Annotated in this window: 14 protein-coding genes; 9 read left to right on the forward strand and 5 right to left on the reverse strand. The window is 70.4% G+C overall.

Features of this window, described 5'->3' with window-relative positions; translation table 11 throughout:
- Positions 1-15 precede the first annotated feature (15 nt).
- The 5 genes from O7610_RS08740 to O7610_RS08760 all read left to right on the forward strand — a co-directional run bounded on the left by O7610_RS08740 (position 16) and on the right by O7610_RS08760 (position 11,070).
- Positions 16-1,044, forward strand: a complete 1,029-nt coding sequence (locus O7610_RS08740; RefSeq protein WP_289213025.1) for an ABC transporter substrate-binding protein — start codon at positions 16-18, stop codon at positions 1,042-1,044.
- A 23-nt stretch (positions 1,045-1,067) separates the two neighbouring features.
- Complete coding sequence (locus O7610_RS08745; protein ID WP_281555225.1) at positions 1,068-3,176, forward strand: iron ABC transporter permease; 2,109 nt, start codon at positions 1,068-1,070, stop codon at positions 3,174-3,176.
- A 579-nt stretch (positions 3,177-3,755) separates the two neighbouring features.
- A complete protein-coding gene (locus O7610_RS08750) occupies positions 3,756-5,729 on the forward strand; it encodes an OmpL47-type beta-barrel domain-containing protein (RefSeq protein WP_289213026.1) in 1,974 nt (657 codons plus the stop codon).
- Between the two features lie 148 nt (positions 5,730-5,877).
- The gene (locus O7610_RS08755) at positions 5,878-7,032 is read left to right on the forward strand and encodes a multicopper oxidase domain-containing protein (RefSeq protein ID WP_281567332.1); all 1,155 of its coding nucleotides are present in this window, start codon (positions 5,878-5,880) and stop codon (positions 7,030-7,032) included.
- Between the two features lie 57 nt (positions 7,033-7,089).
- On the forward strand, positions 7,090-11,070 hold the full coding sequence (locus O7610_RS08760; protein WP_289213027.1) for a ThuA domain-containing protein: 3,981 nt from the start codon (positions 7,090-7,092) through the stop codon (positions 11,068-11,070).
- A gap of 44 nt (positions 11,071-11,114) precedes the next feature.
- On the opposite strand, the gene O7610_RS08765 is transcribed toward O7610_RS08760, so the two are convergent.
- From O7610_RS08765 to O7610_RS08780, 4 genes are all read right to left on the reverse strand, one after another.
- Positions 11,115-11,363 carry a hypothetical protein gene (locus tag O7610_RS08765; RefSeq protein ID WP_281555229.1) on the reverse strand — a complete coding sequence of 83 codons (249 nt, stop codon included), beginning with the start codon at positions 11,361-11,363 and terminating at the stop codon, positions 11,115-11,117.
- Positions 11,364-11,485: 122 nt separating this feature from the next.
- Positions 11,486-12,109, reverse strand: coding sequence for a transposase (locus O7610_RS08770; protein WP_281555230.1), 624 nt, complete (start codon positions 12,107-12,109; stop codon positions 11,486-11,488).
- A complete protein-coding gene (locus O7610_RS08775; RefSeq protein ID WP_289213028.1) occupies positions 12,109-12,651 on the reverse strand; it encodes a transposase in 543 nt (180 codons plus the stop codon). Before O7610_RS08775 ends, O7610_RS08770 begins: the two co-directional genes overlap by 1 nt.
- Positions 12,638-13,534: a glycosyltransferase family protein gene (locus O7610_RS08780; protein ID WP_289213029.1), complete on the reverse strand. Its 897-nt coding sequence runs from the start codon at positions 13,532-13,534 to the stop codon at positions 12,638-12,640. Before O7610_RS08780 ends, O7610_RS08775 begins: the two co-directional genes overlap by 14 nt.
- Positions 13,535-13,634: 100 nt before the next feature.
- Here O7610_RS08780 and O7610_RS08785 point away from each other — a divergent pair, with 100 nt between their 5' ends.
- Together O7610_RS08785 and O7610_RS08790 are read left to right on the forward strand one after the other, a co-directional pair.
- Positions 13,635-14,771: a hypothetical protein gene (locus O7610_RS08785; protein WP_281555232.1), complete on the forward strand. Its 1,137-nt coding sequence runs from the start codon at positions 13,635-13,637 to the stop codon at positions 14,769-14,771.
- 188 nt (positions 14,772-14,959) lie between these two features.
- Entirely contained in the window at positions 14,960-17,416 is a 2,457-nt protein-coding gene (locus O7610_RS08790; RefSeq protein WP_281555233.1) for a M14 family metallopeptidase, read from the forward strand.
- Between the two features lie 19 nt (positions 17,417-17,435).
- Here O7610_RS08790 and O7610_RS08795 read toward each other — a convergent pair whose 3' ends face one another.
- Positions 17,436-17,645, reverse strand: coding sequence for a hypothetical protein (locus O7610_RS08795; protein WP_289213030.1), 210 nt, complete (start codon positions 17,643-17,645; stop codon positions 17,436-17,438).
- Positions 17,646-17,776: 131 nt separating this feature from the next.
- Here O7610_RS08795 and O7610_RS08800 point away from each other — a divergent pair, with 131 nt between their 5' ends.
- On the forward strand, positions 17,777-18,430 hold the full coding sequence (locus O7610_RS08800) for a M23 family metallopeptidase (RefSeq protein ID WP_289213031.1): 654 nt from the start codon (positions 17,777-17,779) through the stop codon (positions 18,428-18,430).
- 131 nt (positions 18,431-18,561) lie between these two features.
- Positions 18,562-22,371: an endo-1,4-beta-xylanase gene (locus tag O7610_RS08805; protein ID WP_289213032.1), complete on the forward strand. Its 3,810-nt coding sequence runs from the start codon at positions 18,562-18,564 to the stop codon at positions 22,369-22,371.
- The last annotated feature ends 57 nt before the right edge of the window (positions 22,372-22,428 follow it).

Raw genomic sequence — 22,428 nt, forward strand, 5'->3', positions numbered from 1 at the left:
ACGAGTGAGGAACCCATGAGAACCCGATCGATGACGGCTGCCCTGGCCGCCGTCCTGTTTATCCCGTCGGCGCTGGCCGCCTGCGGCACCAGCGACCCGCAGACCGCAGACGAGACGCCCACGGCCAACGCCTCCGGTGATTGCGCCGACGACACCACCGTGACCTCTACCGGACCGGTGGAGGTCACCGACGCGCTCGGGCGCACCGTGACGTTGGACGAGCCGGCACAGCGGGTGGCCGTACTGGAATGGCAGCAGATCGAGGACGTCCTCACCCTGTGCCTCACCCCGGTGGCGGTGGCCGACCCGGACGGCTACCGCACCTGGGACACCGCCGAGGAGCTGCCGGACGGCGTCGCCGACGTGGGACTGCGCGGCGAGCCCAACCTCGACGCGCTGTTCGCCGCCGACCCGGACCTGGTGATCGTCGAGGCCACCGCCGAGGACGACCCGGTCATCGCGCAGCTCGCCGAGTACGACGTCCCGGTGCTGGCCACCCGGGGGGCGGATGCCGCCGACCCGGTCCAGAACATGCTGGACACCTTCGCGATGATCGCCGAGACCCTCGGCCGCTCCGATCGGGCCGACCTCGTCGCCGACGAGTTCCAGGCCAGCCTGGACGAGGCGAAGCAGCAGATCGCCGGCGCTGAGCTCACGAGCACCGAGTTCGTCTACTTCGACGGCTGGGTCCAGGGCGGCAACGTCGCTATCCGGCCGTTCGGCCAGGGATCGCTGGTCGGTGAACTCGGCGAGGCGATCGGCCTGACGAACGCCTGGACCGGCGAGGTCGACCCGGCGTACGGCCTTGGTCAGACCGACATCGAGGGGATGACCACCGTCGGCGACGCCACCCTGTTGTACACCGGCACCACCGACCCCGCCGGCAGCGTCCTGACCGAGCTGGAGAAGAACGAGATCTGGGCGTCGCTGCCGGCGGTCGAGCAGGGGCGGGCGTACGCCTTCCCGGCCGGCATCTGGACCTTCGGCGGCCCCCGCTCGTCGCAGCAGGTGCTCGACGCCTACGTCGACGTCCTGGCCAGCTGACCATCGTGAACGACGGTCCACGGGTGCCCACGGGGCTCCGTCCGACGCCGGGCACCGTCGCCACCAGACCGGTGGCGGCGTCCGGTGCGGACCGCCGGGCCGTGGTCGGCGGGTTGGGCACCCTGCTGTCGCTCGGGCTGGCCCTGGTGGTCGCCGCCGGCTGGCACCTGACCCAGGGCACCTCGGGGGTGGGGCTCGCCGACCTGCTCGCGGCGGCGGGCGGCGGGGACACAGGTGCCGACGAGGCGGTCCGGGAGATCCTGCTCGGCTCCCGGCTCCCGCGGCTGGCGGCCGGAATCGCGGTCGGCTTCGCCCTCGGCGTCGCCGGCGCGCTGTTCCAGTCGCTGGCCCGCAACACACTCGCCTCACCGGACACCCTCGCGGTGACCGCGGGGGCGTACTTCGCCGTCAGTGCGGTCGCGGCGTTCGGCCTCGGTGTGCCGCTCTGGGCGTCGGGCGTCGTCGCCTTCGTCGGCGGGCTGCTGGCCGCCGGTCTCGTTCTGGGTCTCGCCGGCGGCGCGGGCAGCTCGACGACTCGTCTCGTGCTGGCCGGCTCCGTCGTCGCGATGGCGTTGCAGTCGGCCACGGCCGCGGTGCTGATCGGCTTCCAGCAGGAAACGACCGGGCTGTTCGCCTGGGGCAGCGGATCGCTGAGCCAGCTCGGGCTGACCGCCTTCGGGCAGGCCGCGCCGGTCGTGGTCGGCGCCACGGCTGTGGCCGGGCTGCTGGCCCGCCGACTCGACCTGCTGGGTCTCGGCGACGACACGGCCGGGGCGCTGGGCGTACCGGTCCGGGCGACCCGGGCGGTCGGGACGGTGCTCGCGGTGCTGCTCACCGCGGCGGCGGTGACCCTGGCCGGCCCGATCGGGTTCGTCGGTCTCTGCGCGCCGGCGGTGACCCGGATGTCGGCACGGTTCGTACCGGCGCTGCACCGGCACGCCGTACTGGTGCCGGCGGCGGGTCTGGTCGGCGCGCTGACGGTCGTCCTGGCCGACGGGGTGATCCGCGCCCTGCTCGGCGCGGACCGGGCCGGTCAGGTGCCGACCGGGGTGGCCACCACCCTGGTCGGTGCCGTCCTGCTCATCGTGCTGGCCCGCCGGGTACGCGACTTCGGCCCGACCCGGCAACCGCCGGGCAGCCGGATGGGGCCCCGGAGCCGCCGCCGGTACCGGACGGTCCTGGCGGTCGTCAGCGCGACCGCCGCCGGCGCCGGGCTGCTCGGCCTGCTCGCCGGCAACACCTGGCTGCTCACCGGCGACATCGCGCTCTGGCTGTCCGGTGAAGGACCGCCCGTCATCCGCTTCGCACTGGACGAACGGGCACCACGGGTGGCGGCGGCGCTGGCCGCCGGGGGTGCCCTCGCGTTGTCCGGTTCCCTGGTCCAGGCGACCTGCCGCAATCCGCTCGCCGAGCCGGGAATCCTCGGCATCACCGGTGGGGCCGGGCTGGCCGCAGTGATCGTGGTGACCGGCGGCGTCGGCGGCAACGCGACGATGATCGCCGCCGCCACCGGCGCCGCGCTGGCCGCCTTCGGTCTGGTCTACTCCGTGGCCTGGCGGGGCGGGCTGCACACCGACCGGCTGGTCCTGATCGGTGTCGGGGTCTGGTACGCGGCGACCGCCCTGACGACCTATCTGCTGGTGCGGTCGAATCCGTGGGACACGCCGAAGATCTACACGTGGCTGTCCGGCACGACGTACGGCCGCAGTTGGACCCAGGTGGTCCCGGTGGTGGTCGCCCTGCTGGTGGCGCTGCCGGTCGCCCTGGCCGCCCACCGCGAGCTGGACCTGATCGCGATCGACGAGGACTCGCCCCGGATCGTCGGTGTCGGTCTGGAACGGATCCGTCTCCTGGTGCTGGCGGTCGCCGCCGTGCTGGCCGCGTTGAGCGTGACCGCGATCGGTGTCGTCGGCTTCGTCGGACTGGTCGCGCCGCACGCCGCACGGGCGCTCGTCGGCGGCCGGCACGCGCGGATCATCCCGGTCGCGGTGCTGCTCGGTGCGGTCCTGCTCGGACTGGCCGACACCGTGGGCCGTACCGTCGTCGCGCCGGCCCAACTGCCGGCCGGCCTGGCGGTGGCGTTGATCGGTGCCCCGTACTTCGTCTACCTACTGGCCCGGTCCCGGGCCTGATCCCGGCGGCTCCGGACAGCTTCAGCCAACACTGTGGTCACTGCTCGTGACCTAACGCCCTTCCACACCTTCTGTCGACACTGGCGAAAGTCTGGGATGAACCACCGAAAGATGTAGACACCTCGATCCCAAGTCCGATAGCCTCCAGATCACCGAGGCATTCGGTTAGGTAACCAAACAGTTTGGCTGCCCCGACCGGACGCCGTCGGGCGGGCACGGCACCCGCCCGACGGCGACGACCTCGCCGGGGCCGTGGCACCCCCCGGAAACACTGGACGCATCCGATCGGCGCGGCGGCGCGCGCCCGCACCCCCGTCGCCCTACTCATTCCCTGGCCGCCAGGGCAGTCGTCACCTGTCGGACCCGCCCAACGTTTCCCGTCACCTACCTACCCGCACACCCGGTATCACCACCGCACCCGCCCGGCGTCGGCCGCCTGCCCCGGGTGCCGGTGAAGCGTGGCCGCACCCGTGCCCCCACTGGTGCAGTTTCCGCGCGCCCGGATCACCCCCGGCCGGTGGCCGACCATGCACCGAGTCTGTCCGAAACGGACCGGCCTGTGATGAAAGGTACGCTGAGATGGCAGTCAACCCTGACCAACACGGCGGAGCTGTCCGCCCGAGCAGAGCACCGACCCGACCGCGACGGTCGCTGACCGCGCTGGCGGCCGTGGTCGGCATGGTCCTCACCACCACATTGGCCGCGGCGCCGGTCAACGCCCGCCCGACCCACGGCGGTCCACCGGAGTACCGGGCCGCCCAGGTACTGACCTGGACCACGGGCAACGACGTCACCGCGTACACCTCGGCGCCGACCACCGCCGAGCCCGGCCCGGCGACGCTGGTCTTCGAGAACAGCGCAGCGACCGGCAACACCAGCGGCATGCAGCACACGCTCACCTTCGAGACCGCTGACCCGACCTACAACCAGGACGTGAACGTCAACATCCTGGCCGACCCGTACGACGCCAACGGCGGCCTGTGGACCGTCGACGTGGTACTCACTCCGGGGACGTACCGGTACTTCTGCGCCATCCCCGGCCACGGTCTGATGAACGGGCTACTGGTGGTCAGCGACGACAACACCGAAGACACCACCGCGCCCCAGGTGACCGCGGCGCTGGCCGGGCCGCGCGACGACGACGGGGGCTACCTCGGTGCCGCCACCGTCACCCTCACCGCCACCGACGACATGTCCGGTGTCGACACCATCGAACACTCCCTCGACGGCGACGAGTTCAGCGAGTACACCGCCCCGGTCACCGTCAACGAGCCGGGCCAGCACACGCTGACCTACCGGGCGACCGACATCGCCGGAAACACCTCGGACCCGCGGTCGGTCACCTTCACCGTCACCACGCCCCCGGACCCGGACACCACCGCACCCACGGTGACCTCGTCCGTCTCCGGTGCCCGGACGCCGGACGGCGGCTACCTCGACACCGCGACGGTGACCCTGATCGCGACCGACGACGACTCCGGGGTCGCCAGTGTCGAGTACTCCCTCGACAGCGGTGCCTACACCGGCTACACCGCCCCGGTCACGGTGAACAGCCCGGGTACGCACACGGTCAGCTACCGCGCCACCGACGAAGCCGGCAACACCTCCGATCCCGGATCGGTCACCTTCACCGTGGTCGCCGGCGGCGGCGATCCGCAGTGCCCGGTGCTGGACACCCGCCCGACGGTCTGGCTGGGCACCCGCAACAGTGCGGTGCCCAACCGGCAGGTGGGTCCCGGCTGCACCATCAACAACCTGATCGCCAGCGAACGGATCTGGCGTAACCACAACGAGTTCATGCAGCACGTCCGCGCGGTGGTCAAGAACCTGCGCGAACAGGGTGTCATCAGCCAGGCCGAGCGGGTCACCCTGATCGACACGGCCAAGCTGTCGGCAGTCGGCAAGTCGGACGCCCACACCGGCTACCAGCCGATCCTCAACCGGTCGGGCGCGTCGTTCGATCAGTGGGAGCAGGTCGGCGCGGGCGGGTTCACCCGCAACGCCGACGGTTCGATCACCAGCCGGCCGGTCGCCGGACTCGGCCTGCTCTGGTTCCCGATCCGCAGCTACGGCGACTTCTCGGTGAAGCTGCAGTGGCGCGACGACGCCCCGGGTGACGCCCGGGCCAACAGCGGCGTCTTCGTCCGGTTTCCCGGCGTGCACCAGCATCCGCAGGAGCCCCGGCCGGAATGGGTGGCCATCAAGTACGGCCACGAGGTGCAGATCTTCGACGGCCCGGTCGGCGACCGCTACAAGACCGGTTCGGTGTACGGGTTCGACGGCGTCGACGTTGACGCCGCCGGGGTCACCCCGAAGGGCACCTGGAACGACTACGAGATCCGGGTGGTCGGGCAGCACTACTCGATCTTCCGCAACGGGGAGCTGGTCAACGAGTTCGTCAACACCCCTGACCTGGTGTTCGACCCGCCTCGGGCCGACGACCCGGGCGGTGCCGGTCGGCAGCGGACCGAAGGTTACCTCGGCCTGCAGGTGCACGGCGCGGACGACATCGTCAGCTTCCGCAACGTCCGGATCGCCCCGCTGACGCCGTGAGCGGCCCGGGACCCCGACGGACAGACCACCACCCCCGACCGGCGATGACCGACGCGACGAACAGGAACGGACGTTGAACGAGACGACAGAGTTGAGCACCGGCCCGATCGACCGATCGGCCAGACCGGGTGGCCCGCCTGATAACGGCGTGGGCCGGGCCCTGGTGGTCCTGGCGGTCCTGGCGGTCACCTTCGCCAGCGCGGGTGCCGCGTACGCGGTCAACCACCGCGCCACCGACCCGGTGGCCGCAGTCGAACCAGCCGACGGCGTGGTGCCCGGGGGCTGCGTGGCTCCGGACCGGGAGCTGCAGCTGTACGCCGTGGAGCTGCCCCGCGACCCGGTGACCAACCAGATCCGGCTGGGCTACGGCCTGACCCCGCAGACCGCCTCCTACCCGGGCCCGACGATGGAGATGATCGAAGGCGAGTGCCTGGCGATCACCCTGCACAACCAGGTGACCGCCGAGACGCTGGGTCAACTGCGGACCGATCCGGAGCACCCGCTCGGCGTCTCGTTGCACGCACACGGGGTGAAGTACACCCAGGACTCCGACGGGACCGTACACAGTGGCTCCTATGTCGGGCCGGGTGAGTCCCGGACCTACACCTGGTACGCGAAGCCGCGCAGTTCCCGGACCGGCTCGCCGGGCACCGCCGGCTACTGGTGGTACCACGACCACGTGGTCGGCGGCCCGCACGGCACCCAGGGCATCGGCTCGGGCCTGTTCGGCGGCCTGGTGGTACGCCGGCAGGGCGACCCCCGGCCGGACCGGACCTACGTGACGGTCTTCGGCGACCGCCAGTCGATCAACCTGCGTCGCGGGGCCGCGACCGACGACTGCGACCTGGACAACCCGGTGCCCGGCCCGGCCTGCTTCGTCGCGAAGGTCGGCGAGCGGGTCGAGTTCATCGTGGTCGGCACCGGCGACGACATGCACACCTGGCACGTCCACGGCCACTCCTGGGCGGACACCCGCACCGGCGTGGTCGCCGGCGACAACAAGGCGATCGTCGACTCCATCCCGGTTATCGACAACAAGACCCTCGGTCCCGGTGACTCGTTCGGCGTGACCATCGTCGCCGGCGACTCGGTCGGACCGGGCCACTGGATGCTGCACTGCCACATGCAGTTCCACTCCGACCTGGGCATGGCCACCACCCTGCACGTCCTCGACGAGAACGGACAGATGCCGCCCGGCGGTCACCAGCACCGTGCGGTGCTCGCCCAGTCGGGTGTCGACGTCGGCGGCGAGCCGGCCGCCGACATCCAGGCCGGTGCCGGACACGACGGCCACCAGAACTGAACCGTCCCAGCCACCCCACCCCGGCGCATCCCGCGCCGGCCGCTGTAAGGAGCAGGAATGGCCGACAGACGCCATTTCAGATTCCCCCGACTGCGCCACCGATCAGCCGCCGCGGCCGCGGCCGTCACCCTGCTGGGCGGTCTGCTGACCGCGCCGGTCTCCCCCGCCCAGGCTGACCCCACGCCACCCACCTGGGGCAACCGGGTCGTCAACGTGCTGGTCTTCCACGGCCCCGAGGCCGAACAGAGCGACCCGGTCCGCCGGGCCACCAACGTCATCCGGCGGCTCGGCAACGAGCACGGCTTCTATGTGCACTCGTCCGACGATCCGAGCGTGTTCAACCCCGACAACCTGGCCCGCTACCGCAGCGTGGTCTTCCTCTCCACTGCCGGCGTCACCCTCGACGACGCGCAGGAGGCGGCGTTCCAGGCGTACGTCAAGGGCGGCGGCGGCTTCGTCGGCGTGCACGACGCGGCGTACACCCAGCCCGGATCGGAATGGTTCACCGGTCTGCTCGGCACCCGGCCGGCACCCACCCTGCCGCCGGCGGAGACGGTGGTCGAGTCGAGCGCCAGCGGCAACAACCCGCCGAACGAGACCGCCAGCCACGCGTTCGACCGCGCCACCGGCACCAAGTGGCTGACCCGCTCCCCGACCGGCTGGCTGGCCGGTGAGCTGGCTGAGCCGACCGTGGTCAACCGGTACGCGCTCACCTCGGCCAACGACTTCCCCGGCCGCGACCCGCGGGACTGGACGCTGCAGGGGTCCAACGACGGCGAGAACTGGACCGATCTGGACCGCCGGACCGGGCAGAGCTTCCCACAGCGGTTCCTCACCCGGCAGTTCGCGTTCGACAACACCGAGGCCTACCGGCACTACCGGCTGGACATCACCGCGAACAGCGGCGAGCCGCTGACCCAGCTCGCCGAGCTCTGGCTGATCGGTGCCGACGCCGGCGCGGCACCGGAGACCCAGATCCAGCAGGCAGAGGTCGACGTCACCGACCGCAACCACCCGGCGACCCGCGACCTGCCGATGAACTGGACCCGCGACGACCAGTGGATCAGCTGGGACCCGAACCCGGTTGGTCGGGTGCACGTCGTCGCCCAGGTCGACGAGACCAGCTACGACGCAGGGCTCAGCGGCAACGGACCGTTCCACCCGGTGGCCTGGTGCCACGACTACGACGGTGGCCGGTCGTTCTACACCGGAATGGGCCGCACCGAGGCAAGCTGGGCCAAGGACCTCCAGTTCCGCGACCACATCCTCGGCGCGATCCAGTGGACCGCCGGCACGGTACGCGGTGACTGCCAGGCGACGATAGCCGCCAACTACCGGATCGAGCGGCTCACCGGCACCAACCAGCAGGGTGAACTGGATCAGGTCGGTGAGCCGCACGGCCTGACCATCGCGCCGGACGGCACGGTCTTCTACATCGGCCGCGCCGCCTGCCCCTCCGGGGCGATCCCCGACTGGTCGAACCCGGACATCGGCAAGGGCTGCGGCACCATCCACCAGTGGGATCCGCGGACTCGGGAGGTGAAGCTGCTCACCACTCTGGAGGTGATGGGCAACCGGGGCAGCGGCAGCGAGCTGGTCAAGAGCGAGGAGGGTCTGCTGGGCATGACCCTGGATCCGGCGTTTACCGACAACGGCTGGTTCTACGTGTACTGGATGCCCCACGAGTCGATTGACCGGGAGAACCGGATCGGCCAGCGGACCGTGTCCCGGTTCACCTACGACCACGACAACGCCAGCATCGACCAGGCCACCCGTGAAGACCTGCTCAGCTGGGACACCCAGATCCACAGCTGCTGCCACGCCGGGGGTGGGATGACCTTCGACGACGCGGGCAACCTGTACGTCAGCACCGGTGACGCCAACTCGTCCGGTGGCTCCAGCGGCTACTCCGGCAACAACTGGACCCAGGAGTACGCCGGCGTCTCGTTCCAGGACGCCCGCCGTACCGCCGGCAATACCAACAACCTCAACGGCAAGATCCTGCGGATCACACCGAAACCGGACGGCACGTACAGCATCCCGGACGGCAACCTGTTCACCGGCGAGGAGGAAGGCGGCGGCAAGACCCGCCCGGAGATCTACGTCATGGGGGTACGCAACCCGTCGCGCATCGCCTGGGACCCGGTCAACGACTGGCTGACCGCTGCCTGGGTCGGCCCGGACGCCACCAACCCGGATCCGGAACTCGGTCCGGCGAAGTACGAACACGCCACGATCATCACCTCCGCCGGTAACCAGGGCTGGCCGTACTGCATGGGCAACCGGCAGCCGTACCGGGACCGCAGCAACACCGACGCGTCGGTACTGACCGGCTGGTACGACTGCGACAATCCGCGAAACACCTCGCCGCGGAACACCGGGCTGGTGAATCTGCCGCCGGTGCGCGACAACATGATCTGGTACTCGCCGCAGGGCGGCGGCCCGGTCTTCCCGACCCGTGCCGGTGGCAGCGGGTTGCCCACGTACGAGCCGGGCGAAGAGACCTTCACCCGGCCCTACCTGCGCGGTGGCGGCCAGGCCGTGATGAACGGCCCGACGTACCACCGCTCACAGGTCGACACCGACAGCGGTGTGGCCTGGCCGGTGCACTGGGACGGCAAGTGGTTCATCGGTGACCAGTCCAACGCGGACAACCGGGTGGCGGTCACCGTCGACCCGGCGGTGGTGCCCGACCAGGGCGCCCCCGCCTACGCGGAGGACCTTCGGGCGATCATTCCCGGTGGCAACGGCGGCACCCAGTTGCAGCACTGGATGGACGCCAAGTTCGGCCCGGACGGCGCGCTCTACCTGCTGGACTACGGCGGCGGATTCTTCACCCTGCACGGCAATCAGAAGCTGATCCGGATCGTCTACGACGGCGGCGCGCCGACCCCGGGACCGGAGTACGCCTCGGCCCGGGTCCCGGATCCGAGCGACCCGCGTACGGTGACCTTCTCCAGCCACCGGGTGGGCGGGGTGGCCTGGGAGTGGACCTTCGGTGAGGGCAACCGGGTGTCGCACCTGCCGCACCCGACCCACACCTACCGCAAGCACGGGCGGTTCGAGGCGACGGTGAAGGTGACCTACGCCGACGGCGAGGTGGCCGAGCACACCATCGTGGTCGACACCGGCTGCGACGCACCGGACGCCCGGGAGACGGTCTGGCTGCTGGACACCGACACCGGGGTGACGAACCACGACGCCGGTGCCGGGTGCACGGTCAACGACCTGATCGACGATGAACGGCAGTGGCCGAACCAGGGCTCGTTCACCAGCCACCTCGACGAGGTGCTGGCGCAGCTCACCGACGCCGAGGTGCTCGACGAGCAGGAGGCGACGACGCTGCGGGCCGCCCGTGCCGACTCCCCCGTCGGTCGGACCGCCGGCTACCGGACGCTGTTCGACGGCACCAGCCATTCGCTGTCAGGGTGGCGGCAGGCCCCCGGAGGCACGTTCCGGCTGCTACCGGATGGGTCGATCAGCAGCTCCGGCGGGCTGGGCATGCTCTGGTACGGCGAGGAGGAGTTCGCCGACTACTCGCTACGGCTGCGGTTCAAGGACGTGTCACCGGGTGACACCCGGGCCAACAGCGGGGTGTTCGTCCGGTTCCCGGATCCACGAGTGCCGGTGGACGAGCGGCCGGAGGGCAGCTGTGGCACGGTCGGCTCCGCCCGCAGTTCCCAGGCCTGGGTGGCGATCTTCTGCGGCCATGAGATCCAACTCTACGACGGAACGGGCGGAGAACCGCAGAAGACCGGGTCGATCTACAATTTCCAGCCCAACGACCTGGACCAGGCGCTGCCCGCACCGAAGGGCGAGTGGAACGACTACGAGATCCGGGTAGTCGGACAGCACTACACGATCATCCGTAACGGGGTGACGATCAGCGAGTTCGACAACGTGCCGGGCAAGCAGTCGTCCCGGGCGGGTGACCCGCCCACCGATCTGCGCCAGTTCGTCAGCGGATTCATCGGTCTGCAAAACCACGGTAACAGCGACGTGATGGAGTTCCGCGACGTACGACTACGGACTCTCTGACCGGTGACGTGCCGGGCCCGGACAATGCGTCCGGGCCCGGCACGTCAGGTCGTCCGGCCGGCGACCTTCGCCCACAGCTCAGTGACGACGACCCGCCGCAACGACGGCACCAGCACCGTGTAGCCCGACCAGATCAGGCCGATCGCGCTGCATGAGGCGGCTGTGTGGAGCAGTCCGTCCCCGGCCAGCGCCCAACCGACGACGGCCGTGGCTGCCACCGCTGGCGCCAGCAGCGACAGCAGCCGGACCAGTTGGCGCAGCAGCTGCAGCGACAACGCCGAGCCGACCAGCATCACGAGGCTGGCGACCGTCGCGGCGACACCGATGGTGACCGGACCCCAGTAGCGCCACTTGACAATCCTCCCCGCCCTGAAGGACTCCGTTGGGGAACGGCCAAGACATGATGTACCGCCTGTCAGCCGGCGAGGTCGAGTTGGGTGAGGTGACTGGTTCTGGTGCGGCCGAGGGGCGTGTCGGTGAGCCATGCGTCGATGCGGATGACGTTGACGGCGGTCGCGGCGAGGAGGTGACCGAGGTGTGTCTTGTCCATGCCGAGGTAGCGGGTGCGTCGGATGCCGGTGCGTCGGGTCGTCTGGGAGATGGTGGCCTCGACACCAGCGCGGATGTGGTAGCTCTGTTGCCAGGCTTCGGTGGTCTGTTCGCGACGTCGGCTGTCCAGGATCTGCTGCTGGGCTGCGGGAAGCAGGGTGAGACTGCGTCCCCGTTCGCTGTTGACCGCGGCAGTGGTGCAGGCCGCGCGGACGGGGCAGCCGGTGCAGTCGGTGGCGGCGAAGTGGACCCGGGCCAGCTCGGTGCCGCTGTTCTTGCGCTGGGTGGACCAGCTGATGCTGGCCTTGCCCTGCGGACAGGTCACGGTCCTGGCCTGCCAGTCGACGCGGAACGCCGACTGCGGGAGACGTTCACCCTGGTGGGTATCGGGCCCGACGGGTCCGAGCAGGTCAACCCGGTGCTCATCGCGGGCGGTCAGAACATGCGCGGCGGTGACGTAGCCCGCATCGACCACATGCTGTTCGGGCATCAGCCTGCGCGTCGCCAGGTTCTGGTGTAGGAGTCGACCCGGGCGCCGTAGCGTTCGACCCGGCCGGCGTCGATCAGCGGCGTCAGCCACCCCGGTACGGTTGCGGCCAGGACCTCCAGGGCCGCCCGCAGGGTCTCCCCGACGAACTCCATCCGGTTCAGCGTGCGCACCGCCGCGAGGACATGCGTGGAGTCCGTCCGCTGTCGACCGCCAGCGCGCAGCAGTCCCTGCCGCGCGCACCGGTCCAGGACCACATCCAGTATCTTCTCCTCGATGCCGTGCTTGACCAGCCGGGCACGGAAGTCGCTGAGCACCGTGAAGTCGAACCCGGGATCGTCGAGTTCCAGGCCGAGCAGATACTTCCAGTCCATCCTCGCCCGGACCTGGTCGGCGGCCTGACGGTCGCTGAGCCCTTCGGCGTACCGCAGCACCGACACCAGCGCCAACGCCCCCGGCGACGCCGCCGGACGGCCTCCCGCCGGGAACGCCTCCGCGAACATGTCATCGGTGAACACCGGGCCCAGCGCGTCACGGATCCGCATGGCCAGGGTGCCCTTCGGGAACGACGCCCTGACCACCCGCGCGGTCCACTCCGGCACCCCACGGTCGTCCCACGACTGCAGCGACATACTGAATCCTTTCCACCCGATCAACCCGGTAATCATGCCAACGGACAAATCCAACGGGTTTGGCCGTTCCCCAACGGAGTCCTGAAGGCCGGAGTATCCACAGAAGGAATCCGATGACCGCCGGACGGCGCTCGGCCGCCGGGCGGCTGCCCCGCTGGAACACCGTGGTGTCGGCAACGTTCTCCAATAGCTCGATCCGGGAGAAACCGGATGATGCCAGGTGTACGCGTACCGCGTCACTGGTCGCGATCGCCACCACGTCGGGCCGGACGGCGAGGTCGCGCTCGCCGTTCGCCACGGCCCCCGGGTCGACGCCGGGGAATCTGGCCAGCAGGTCGACGCAGTGGTAGACGACCACGTCCGCCGCGGCCTCGAGGCCGTAGGTCACCGGGGTGAAGGTCCACAGCACCCGCGGCCGGTCACTGGTGAGCCAGGTCGCCGTCGCCCGGCGCAGGACGGCCCGGTTCAATGGTCGCGTCGGTGCCCGGTGCACCGGTACCACCAGCGGCGAGACGATCGTGGTGTTCGCCGGCCTCGCTCTGGCCGGCTGGCGGGTGGACGGACCGGCCGACGCGCCGAAGGCCCGCCGGACGCGGCCGACCATCCGGGCGAGGTCGTCGGGACGCAGTGTCGGTCGACGTAGACCGAGCGACTCCACGAAGGTGACCTGCGCACCGACCGCCAACTCACGGGTGACGTAGTGCTGGTTGGTGGCGACAGCCGAATCCCATTCGGCCGTGCCCAGGATCAGCACGCTGACCGCGGATTCTGTCGCACCGCCCAGTGTACTCAGCATCGTCCATCCCAACGAGTCCGCCGGGCAGAGGAATCGACAGTTACTCGACCCACTGACGGCCTTCGTCGCACCACGGCCCGCCGACTGCGACAATCGCGCCATGGGTGACAGCGATGAGAGCCTCGACCGTGCCTCGGCGAGCGCGGACTTCCTGGAATGGAGCTTCTCCCTGAAAGGAGGAAGTTCCCCGTGGTCGGTAGAGCAGAGCATGACCCAGTTACTCGCCCACGAGAGCGCCGAAGGGATCAGCCTGCCACTCGCCGACGCCGTACAGGCCGACGCCGCGGTCATTCACGAACTTGGCCGGCGGCGGACCCCGACGGCGGTCGCCGCGCTACGCGGTCTCCAGGCGATGAGCACCATCGACACCCAACGGGAACTCGCCCGGCTCAACGCCGACCGGCTCGTCGGGCACGGGCTGCCGGAACCGCCCTGGACCGGCAGCATCGGCCGGGTCGACGTCGACTGCTGCCGGTGGGCGCACGACCCGTACGGTGAGACGGCGGTGCTGCTCTGCGGCTTCTCCTACGGCGGCACCGACGAACACGGCATCCTCACCGTGATCGACCAGGCGATCGGCGGTGGACGGATCCGGGAGATCCTGCTCGGCACCCGGGTCGACTCGCTGCGGCAACTGCTCGACCGGACACACGGGGGCGAGGACGGTTTCGTGACCGAACCGCTCGATCCGGCGCTGGCCCGACGGCTGATCGAGGACGCCGTCGCCACGTCGGACGAGCTGATGGAGAACCCGGAGTACAAACTGCGACCGATGCCCGACGCGTACCGGAAGATGCGGGCGTTGACGCTGGCCCGGGCCCGCGCGCTCAGTGACGTCGCGGCCCCGCCGGATCCGTTTCCGACCACCGTGGAGATCGAGCTGCTGAAGCGGGCGTTCCTGGCCTCCGAGGCGGCGGCCGGGTTCCCGACCGACGGCACCGCCAGCCGCGCGGTCGACCTGCTCGTCGAGCAGTTCGTCGAGCAGGCCGCCTGCCATCCGCTGCAGCTGGGTCCACGCCGGGTGCTCGCCGTGCTCGGCCTGCCGGCGCTCGCCGCCGAAGCCGGTGCCGATCCGGTGGCCGGACCGGTGCTTCCCGACGTCGCCGCCGCCTGGGTCGGCTGGACCGCCACCGAGCGCGGATTGAGCCCCGACGCGAGTGAGCGACTCACGCGTACGGCGGACCAGGCCTGCGCTCAGCTGCGGTCGGCGATCGCCGGCGGCAATCCGCCGGTCTGACCGCCGGCGCGCCGCACCGGCAGGTCGTTGACAGAGCACACCGCTGCCGGCCAGGATGATCGAATCCGTACTGGTCGATCCTTCTCGCCTACCCGTGGCGGTGCCGTACGGTGCGTCGTCGCGGGTCGTTCCGGCCGTCGCCCTGCTCCCACCCATGGATCAGCGGCACCGCGAGTGAAAGGTCCCACATGGTTCCCTCACCTGCATCCCAGTGGCGACGGCAACTCGCGGCGGCCGTGGCCGCCGCCGGTGCCGTCGTCCTGTTGGCCGGGCCGGCCACCGCCGTGCCGGCCACTGCGCCGTCCGTCGACCGTCCGCAGGCTACCGAGCGGCCGCGGATCCAGGCCCCGCTCGAACGGCTGGCCGACGAGCAGGCCAGCGTCGTAGAGGTCGTCGTGACCGACCGCGACGAGCTCGACGCTCTCGTCGCCACCGGAGTCGACCTGGATCACCACGTGTCGCAGACCGCCGCCGGGATCGTCGTCCACGCCGTCGTCACCCCGACCGAGATCGACGCTTTGCGGGCCGGTGGCTTCCGGATCGGCAAACTGCTACACGAGCCGGCCGACGCCCGGGCACGCGTCGCCGAGCGGGAGGCGACGATAGCCCGCCACCGCGCCGACAACCAGACGTTCACCGCGCGGGTGCGGCAGGACGCCGCGGTGGCCGACATCAGGATCATCCGGGCCGACTACTACACCTCCGGCACCGACCAGGTGCTGTCGGTGGAGGCGAAGTGGGCCCAGGGGCAGAGCTCACCGAGCACGTTGACCGTGTCCCGGGACAGCGGCCCGGGCACCGCCATGGGTTCCGGTGGCACACAGGTCATCACACGGTTCGTCGACGCCGGCGTCTATCTCTACCACCGGGGCGCCGGCACAGTCGGCGTACGGCCGGACCGGATCCAGATCGTCAGCCCGACCGGCGACGTGGCGGTGGCCGAGGTCGAGCAGTGGCTGCCGATCCCGGACGACTCCCCCGAGGGACCCGGATACCAAAAGGACTTCGTCACCAGCTACCTCACCCCGACCGAACTGTACGACCGGATCCAGCGGCTGGCCGACGAGTTCCCCCACCTCGCCGAGGTCGTCGAACTGCCGTACCGGACCAACGGGTACCGGCGCAAGGCACAGGTCGTGCTGGGTGACACCACGGCGAGCCGGGTCGCCGTCGACTCGCACGCGTGGGGGCACCAGGGCGGCAACGACATCACCGTCGAACTGGTCGACCCCGGTGCCGGCGACCGGCCCCTGTCGGTCACCGTCGACGGCAGCGCCATCCGGGTCGACCTGGGCACCGACGGTGGCGGCACGGTGGTCAGCACCGCCGCGCAGGTCACCGCCGCGATCAATGCCTCGGCGGGCGACCTGGTCAGCGCCTACACCTACCGGGGCGGCGCTGGCGACGGCGTGGTCACCCCGGCCCCGGTGACCCCGTTGAGCGACAACCTGACCGCGCCGGCCACCGTCTCCCGCGACCCGCACCCGGTGTACGCGCTGCGGATCGGCAAATACCGGGACGGCTCGCGCACCGGGGTGCTCGCCTACGCGCAGGAGCACGCCCGCGAATGGGTTCCCCCGCTGGTCGCGATCGAGACCGCCGAACGCCTGCTCCGCAACCACCGTGCCGACGAGAACACCAAGCAGCTGCTCCGTACGCTGGACATCTGGATCGCACCGTCGATCAACCCCGACGGCGGCCACTACTCCTTCTACGATTACGGATTCCAGCGCCGCAACATGACGAACCACTGCGCCGCCGGTGGGGCGACCGACGCGCTGGCCCGCAACTCGTGGGGTGTGGACAACAACCGCAACTACACCGAGTACAGCCTTTTCGACGGGTACTCCGGCGCGTCAACCAGCTGCACCAGCGACGTGTACGCCGGCCCGAGCGAACTGTCCGAGCCGGAGAACCGGAACCTGGACTGGCTGGCCAGCCGGCCGAACATCAAGTTCTCGATGAACCTGCACTCGTCGGGCAACTACTTCATGTGGTCGCCGGGTGCATACGTCACCCCGGGCCGGGTCACCGCACCACGGCCGACCCTGGCGGAGGAGTCCTTTTTCTGGGGCGCGTCGTCGCGAATCCTCACCGCGATCAAGCGGCACCGCAACCTGGCGGTGACCCCGGCCAGGACCGGTCCCATCTCCGACGTGCTCTACTCCGCTGCCGGCAACTCCGGCGACATGCTGTGGTACAGGTACGGCATCTACGCGTGGAACTTCGAGGTCGGTACCTCGTTCCAGCCGGCCTGGGACGAGGCACACCAGCAGACCATGGAGTACGCCAACGGTCTCGTGGAGCTGATGCGGGTGGCCCGTGACCACGACAAGGACCGCAGACGGCCGACGAGTTCCCTGGTCACCTCGCCCGGTCCGGACGACACCCTGGTCGACGTCCGGTTCGAGGTCAGCGAACCGGCGGCGATCTTCTACACGTTGGACGGTAGTCAGCCGACCTTCGGGTCGACGCTCTACACCGCTGGCGGCGTACGGGAGGGCGGCGAGACCCTGACCGTGCCGTACGGGACGAAGGTCTTCTGGTTCTCGGTGGACGCGGCGGGCAACATCGAGAACAACTACAAGCCGGACACCGACGCCAAGAACTGGCGGCGTGGGTTCGCCACCGTTTCCGACAGTTGACCTGCCCGGCCGGCGGCGGTCACCAGCGCTTGCGCCGGTAGTGGCGGTGGTAGCCGTGGTGACCGCTGCCGTAGTGACCGTAGTGACCACCACGGTGCCGGCGGTTGAGCCGGTGGTCGACCTCACGGAGCAGGCTGTCGACCGGCGAGCCGTGCCCCCGCCGCCGGGCGTGCCGGCTCAGCTTCGACGCGAGCATCGACAGCAGAGAACGTTTGACGAAGCTGCTCATCGTAGGCTCCTCCAGCCCTGGGTCCCGACGCCCGCCACGGTAGCTCGCGGTGTCCAGCTCCACCTGGACGAAAGCTGACGGTCAACTGGCAGTACGACGGCCCACCTCCTGGCACGGTGCCGACGTCTGCCATGCTCGCAAGTGTGACCACCGGGTTTCCTACCGGCCGGCGTCGCGGCCGACGTCGCGGCCGGACCCTGCGTACCCTGCTGATCCTCGTCGCCGTCGCGACGGTACCGGCCGTCGTCGCGCTGGGTGTGGTCGTGGTGCCGTGGCTGCGGGAGCCGGGGCCGCGGCCGTTGTTCCAGCTCCCGGTCGCCTGCGGCGAGACCTGGCAGCTGGGCACCTACCCCGGCCACGACGACTACGACGTCGACCTGTTCCCGACCGAGGGCGACCCGTGGGGTAGGCCGGTGCTCGCCTCCTACGACGGTGTCGTCACCGTGGCCGGCGTCAACGGCTCGGTCGGCGGTCGTAACCCGGAGGATCCGGACGGGCCCCGGGGGCGCGGTGGCGGCTACTGGGTCAAGATCGACCACGGCGGCCGTTGGGAGACGCAGTACCTGCATCTACTCGAACCGCCGATGGTCCGGGAAGGTCAGCGGGTGGCGCGCGGCGAGCAGATCGGGCTGCTCGGCAGCACCGGCAACTCGGGCGCGCCACACCTGCACTACGAGCAACGGCGCGGCTGGCAGAAGGTGGAGACCTACTTCGACGGCCTGCCGTCGGGCATCACCCACGACGACTACGAGTACACCGTACGGCTGACCAGCAACAACTGCTGACCCCCACACGGCCCGGCGAGCCGGGCCCTCGACGTACCCGCTCCGCCCGGCTAACATTTCCGCCGTCTGGATCTGCTGGCGCGATTCACCAGGCACCGACCACACGTACGTACGTCCGTGCAGGAGCCTTCATGCGCCTCAGATACCACCCACCCCGTCCACCTGCGCGACTGGCCGCCCTCGCCGCGGCCGTCGCGACCGCGCTGGTCGCCACGATCGCGACCGCCCCGTCCGCGACGGCGGACACCACGCTGCTCGCCAATGATTTCGAGTCCGGCTCGTACGCACCGTGGGGCCCCCGCGGTGACGTGACGTTGGCAATCGCCGAGGAAGGCCGGGACAGCGCGGCAAGCCTGTCGGTCACCGGCCGTACCGCCGACTGGCAGGGCCCCGCGACCAGCGCGACCGACCTGTTCTCGCCCGGCGTCGTCCACTCGGTCACCGGCTGGGTGAAGCTGCCGGCCGGCACAGAGGGCGCGGCCGGTGTCCACTTCACCGTCGCAGCCACCCCGGCCGACGGCGGCGACGACACCTACACCTGGATCGGCGACGCCGCCGAGACCACCGCCGACACCTGGGTCCAGATCGGCGGTGAGTACACCATGCCGACGGGCCTGACCTCGGCGACGCTGTACGTCGAAGCCGCCGGAACCACTCCCTTCCTGCTCGACGACGTCCTCGTCACCAGCCCCGACGAGACACCCGGCGTAGTCACGGTGAGCGCGGTCGACTTCGAGGACGGCACCACCGGCACCTGGTCCGCCAGCGGTGGACCCACCCTGACCGTCGTGGACACCGAGAACGGCCGGGCGCTGCGGGTCAGCGACCGTGTCGAAGGGTTCGACGGGCTGCAGAGCCCGGCCGGAATCTTCACCGCCGGCGTCACCCACACGTTCTCGGCGCGCGTCCGGCTGGCCCCGGACGGGCCGGCGTCGTCCGGATTCCGGTTCGTCATGAAGCCGGACTACAACTGGATCGGCAACACCACGGTCACCGCCGACGACTGGACCACGGTGACCGGCGAGTTCACCGTGCCGACCGACGCCGACCCGGCCACACACCAGGTCTACCTGGAAGCCGCCGAGGCCACCGCCACGTACCTGGTCGACGACATCCTGATCACCGCGCCGGACACCGGACCCGGCGGGCCGCCGCCGGGCACCGTCGTCATCGACAGCGACTTCGAGGACGGCCTCGACGGATGGGGGCCGCGCGACGGTGGCCCGGGAGCACCGACGGTCGAGCTGACCGACGTCGCGCACGGCGGCGAGGCGGCCGCGCTCGTCACCGACCGGGTCAACCAGGGCGCCGGGATCGGACGCGACGTCACCACCGCGTTCGAGCCGGGCGTCGGCTACGAACTGTCCGGGTGGCTGCGGTTCGCGCAGGGTCAGCCGACCGACGCCATCTGGTTGAGCATCGCCGCCACCACCGCCGACGGCAGCGAGTCGTTCAGCACCCTCGCCCAGTTCGACACCGTCACCGACGACGGGTGGACCGAGGTGACCGCGAGCTTCACCGCACCGACCTTCGTCAGCGCGTTCCTCTACTTCGAGACCAGCTGGCAGGGCGCGGACGTCACCGGCAACACCAGCGACTTCCTGCTCGACGACGTCGTGGTGCGGGTGCCCGAGCCACCGGTCGTCGAGGACCTCACCGGGATACACGAGACCACTGACTTCCCGGTCGGCGTCGCGATCGACAGCCGGGAGACCGTCGGGTCCGCCGCCGAACTGCTGACCCGGCACTTCACCAACATCACGCCGGAGAACCACATGAAGCCGGAGGCGTGGTACGACCCGGACCGCAACTTCCGGCCGCACGAGCAGGCGATCGCAATGATGGACTTCGCGCAGACCAACGAGCTCGGCGTGTACGGGCACGTGCTGGTCTGGCACAGTCAGACCCCCGACTGGATGTTCCAGGACGCCGACGGCGAGCCGTTGAGTTCGTCGGCCGCCGACCAGCAGGTGCTGCGCGACCGGCTGCGCGGGCACATCTTCGCGGTGGCCGAGTCGCTGAGCGACCGGTACGGCCGGTTCGGCTCCGACACCAACCCACTGGACGCGTTCGACGTGGTCAACGAGGTGGTCAACGACAGCGGCGAGTACTCCGACGGCCTGCGCCGCAGCGAGTGGTACCGGATCCTCGGCGAGGAGTTCATCGACCTGTCGTTCCAGTACGCCGACGAGGCGTTCAACGACATGTACGCGGTGGCGGACACCGATCCGGTCGCCTTGTTCATCAACGACTACAACACCGAACAGAGCGGCAAGCAGGCGCGCTACCACGCGCTCGTGGAGCGGCTGCTCGACCGGGGGGTGCCGCTGGACGGGGTGGGACACCAGTTCCACGTGTCGCTGTCGACACCGGTCGGCAGCCTCGAAACCACGTTGGAGAGGTTCGCCGGTCTGCCGGTGGTCCAGGCGGTCACCGAGCTCGACGTCACGATCGGGACCCCGGTGACCCAGGCCAACCTGATCGAGCAGGGCTACTTCCTGCGGGACGCGTTCCGGATCTTCCGGGCGTACAGCGAGGAGCTGGCCGTCGTCACCGTGTGGGGGCTGACCGACGGCCGGTCGTGGCGATCCGACAGCGGCGCCCCGCTGCTGTTCAACGACGGGTACCAGGCCAAGCCGGCGTACTACGGCGCGGTCGACGCGGAGCTGCCGGCCCGGCTGCGCACCGCGAACGTCTTCGCCGGCGACGTCGCGTTGTCCGCCGGGGTCACCTCGGATCTCACCTGGCGCAAGCTGCCCCTGCATCAGGTGGAGGAGACGGCGGGGTTCCAGCTGCGCTGGTCGGCCGACCGGCTGACCGCGTACGTCTCGGTCACCGACGCTGACCCGTCGTCGGACGACCGGGTCGAGTTCGTGCTCGACGGCGAGACGTACCCGGTGTTCCGGGACGGATCGGGGGACGTACCGGCGGTGGCGGCCGAGCGGGACGGCGGTTACGCCGTCGTCGCGCAGCTGCCGCTGTCCGACCCGGCCGAAGGTGGCACCGTCCCCTTCGACGTGCGGGTCACCGACGACGGAGGCACCACCGGCTGGGCCACGGCCGGCACCGTCGGCACCCTCACCCTGGTCGAGGAGCTGTCCTACCTGGAGGTGGTACGGACGCCGAGCGCACCGGCCATCGACGGTACGGTCGACCCGGGCTGGTCGCACGCGAACCAGGTCACCACCGCCAAGCAGGTGTCCGGCACCGACGGAGCGGTGGCCACCGTCCGGACCCTGTGGCAGGACCAGACGTTGTACGTGCTGGCCGAGGTGGCCGACCCGGTGGTCGACGTCACCGGCTCCGATCCGTGGACGCAGGACTCGGTGGAGATCTACGTCGACGCCGGCAACGCGAAGAACGGCCCCTACCGCTACGACGACACACAGATCCGGATCAACGCCGACAACGTCGTCTCGTTCGGCACCGGGGACGAGGCGTTCCAGGCCGGCCGGTTGACCAGCGCGGTGGTGCGTACCGACACGGGCTACACCGTCGAGGCGGCGATCAGTCTGCTCGAGTACGGCGGCCTGGGCACCTTCCACGGGCTGGACTTCCAGGTCAATGACGCCGCCGATGGTGCCCGTACGGCGATCCGCAACTGGGCCGAGCAGAACGGTGTCGGCTACCAGACGACCGCGCGGTGGGGGGTCGGCCGGCTGGTCGACGGCACCAACGTCGACGTGGCGTTCGAGCCGATCACGCAGTGGAACTCGGACGGCGGCGGCGGGTACTGCACGGAGATCGTCGCCAGCAACGCCACCGATCAGCCGGTCGGCTGGCGGGCGGCGGTCGAGCTGCCCGGCGACATCTACACCGCGTGGAACTTCGAGCGGGAGTCGTTCGGCGACGGGACCTGGCGGATCACCGGCGTGGACTGGAACCGGACGTTGAAGCCGGGTGCCCGGACGTTCAGCGTCGGGTACTGCGCCACCTGGTGACCACCGCCCGGGGGTGCGCCTACGGTCGTCGGCGCACCCCCGGGTCGCCCCCCGGAG

It is taken from the genome of Solwaraspora sp. WMMA2065 (genome assembly GCF_030345075.1).
Classification (GTDB): Bacteria; Actinomycetota; Actinomycetes; order Mycobacteriales; family Micromonosporaceae; genus Micromonospora_E.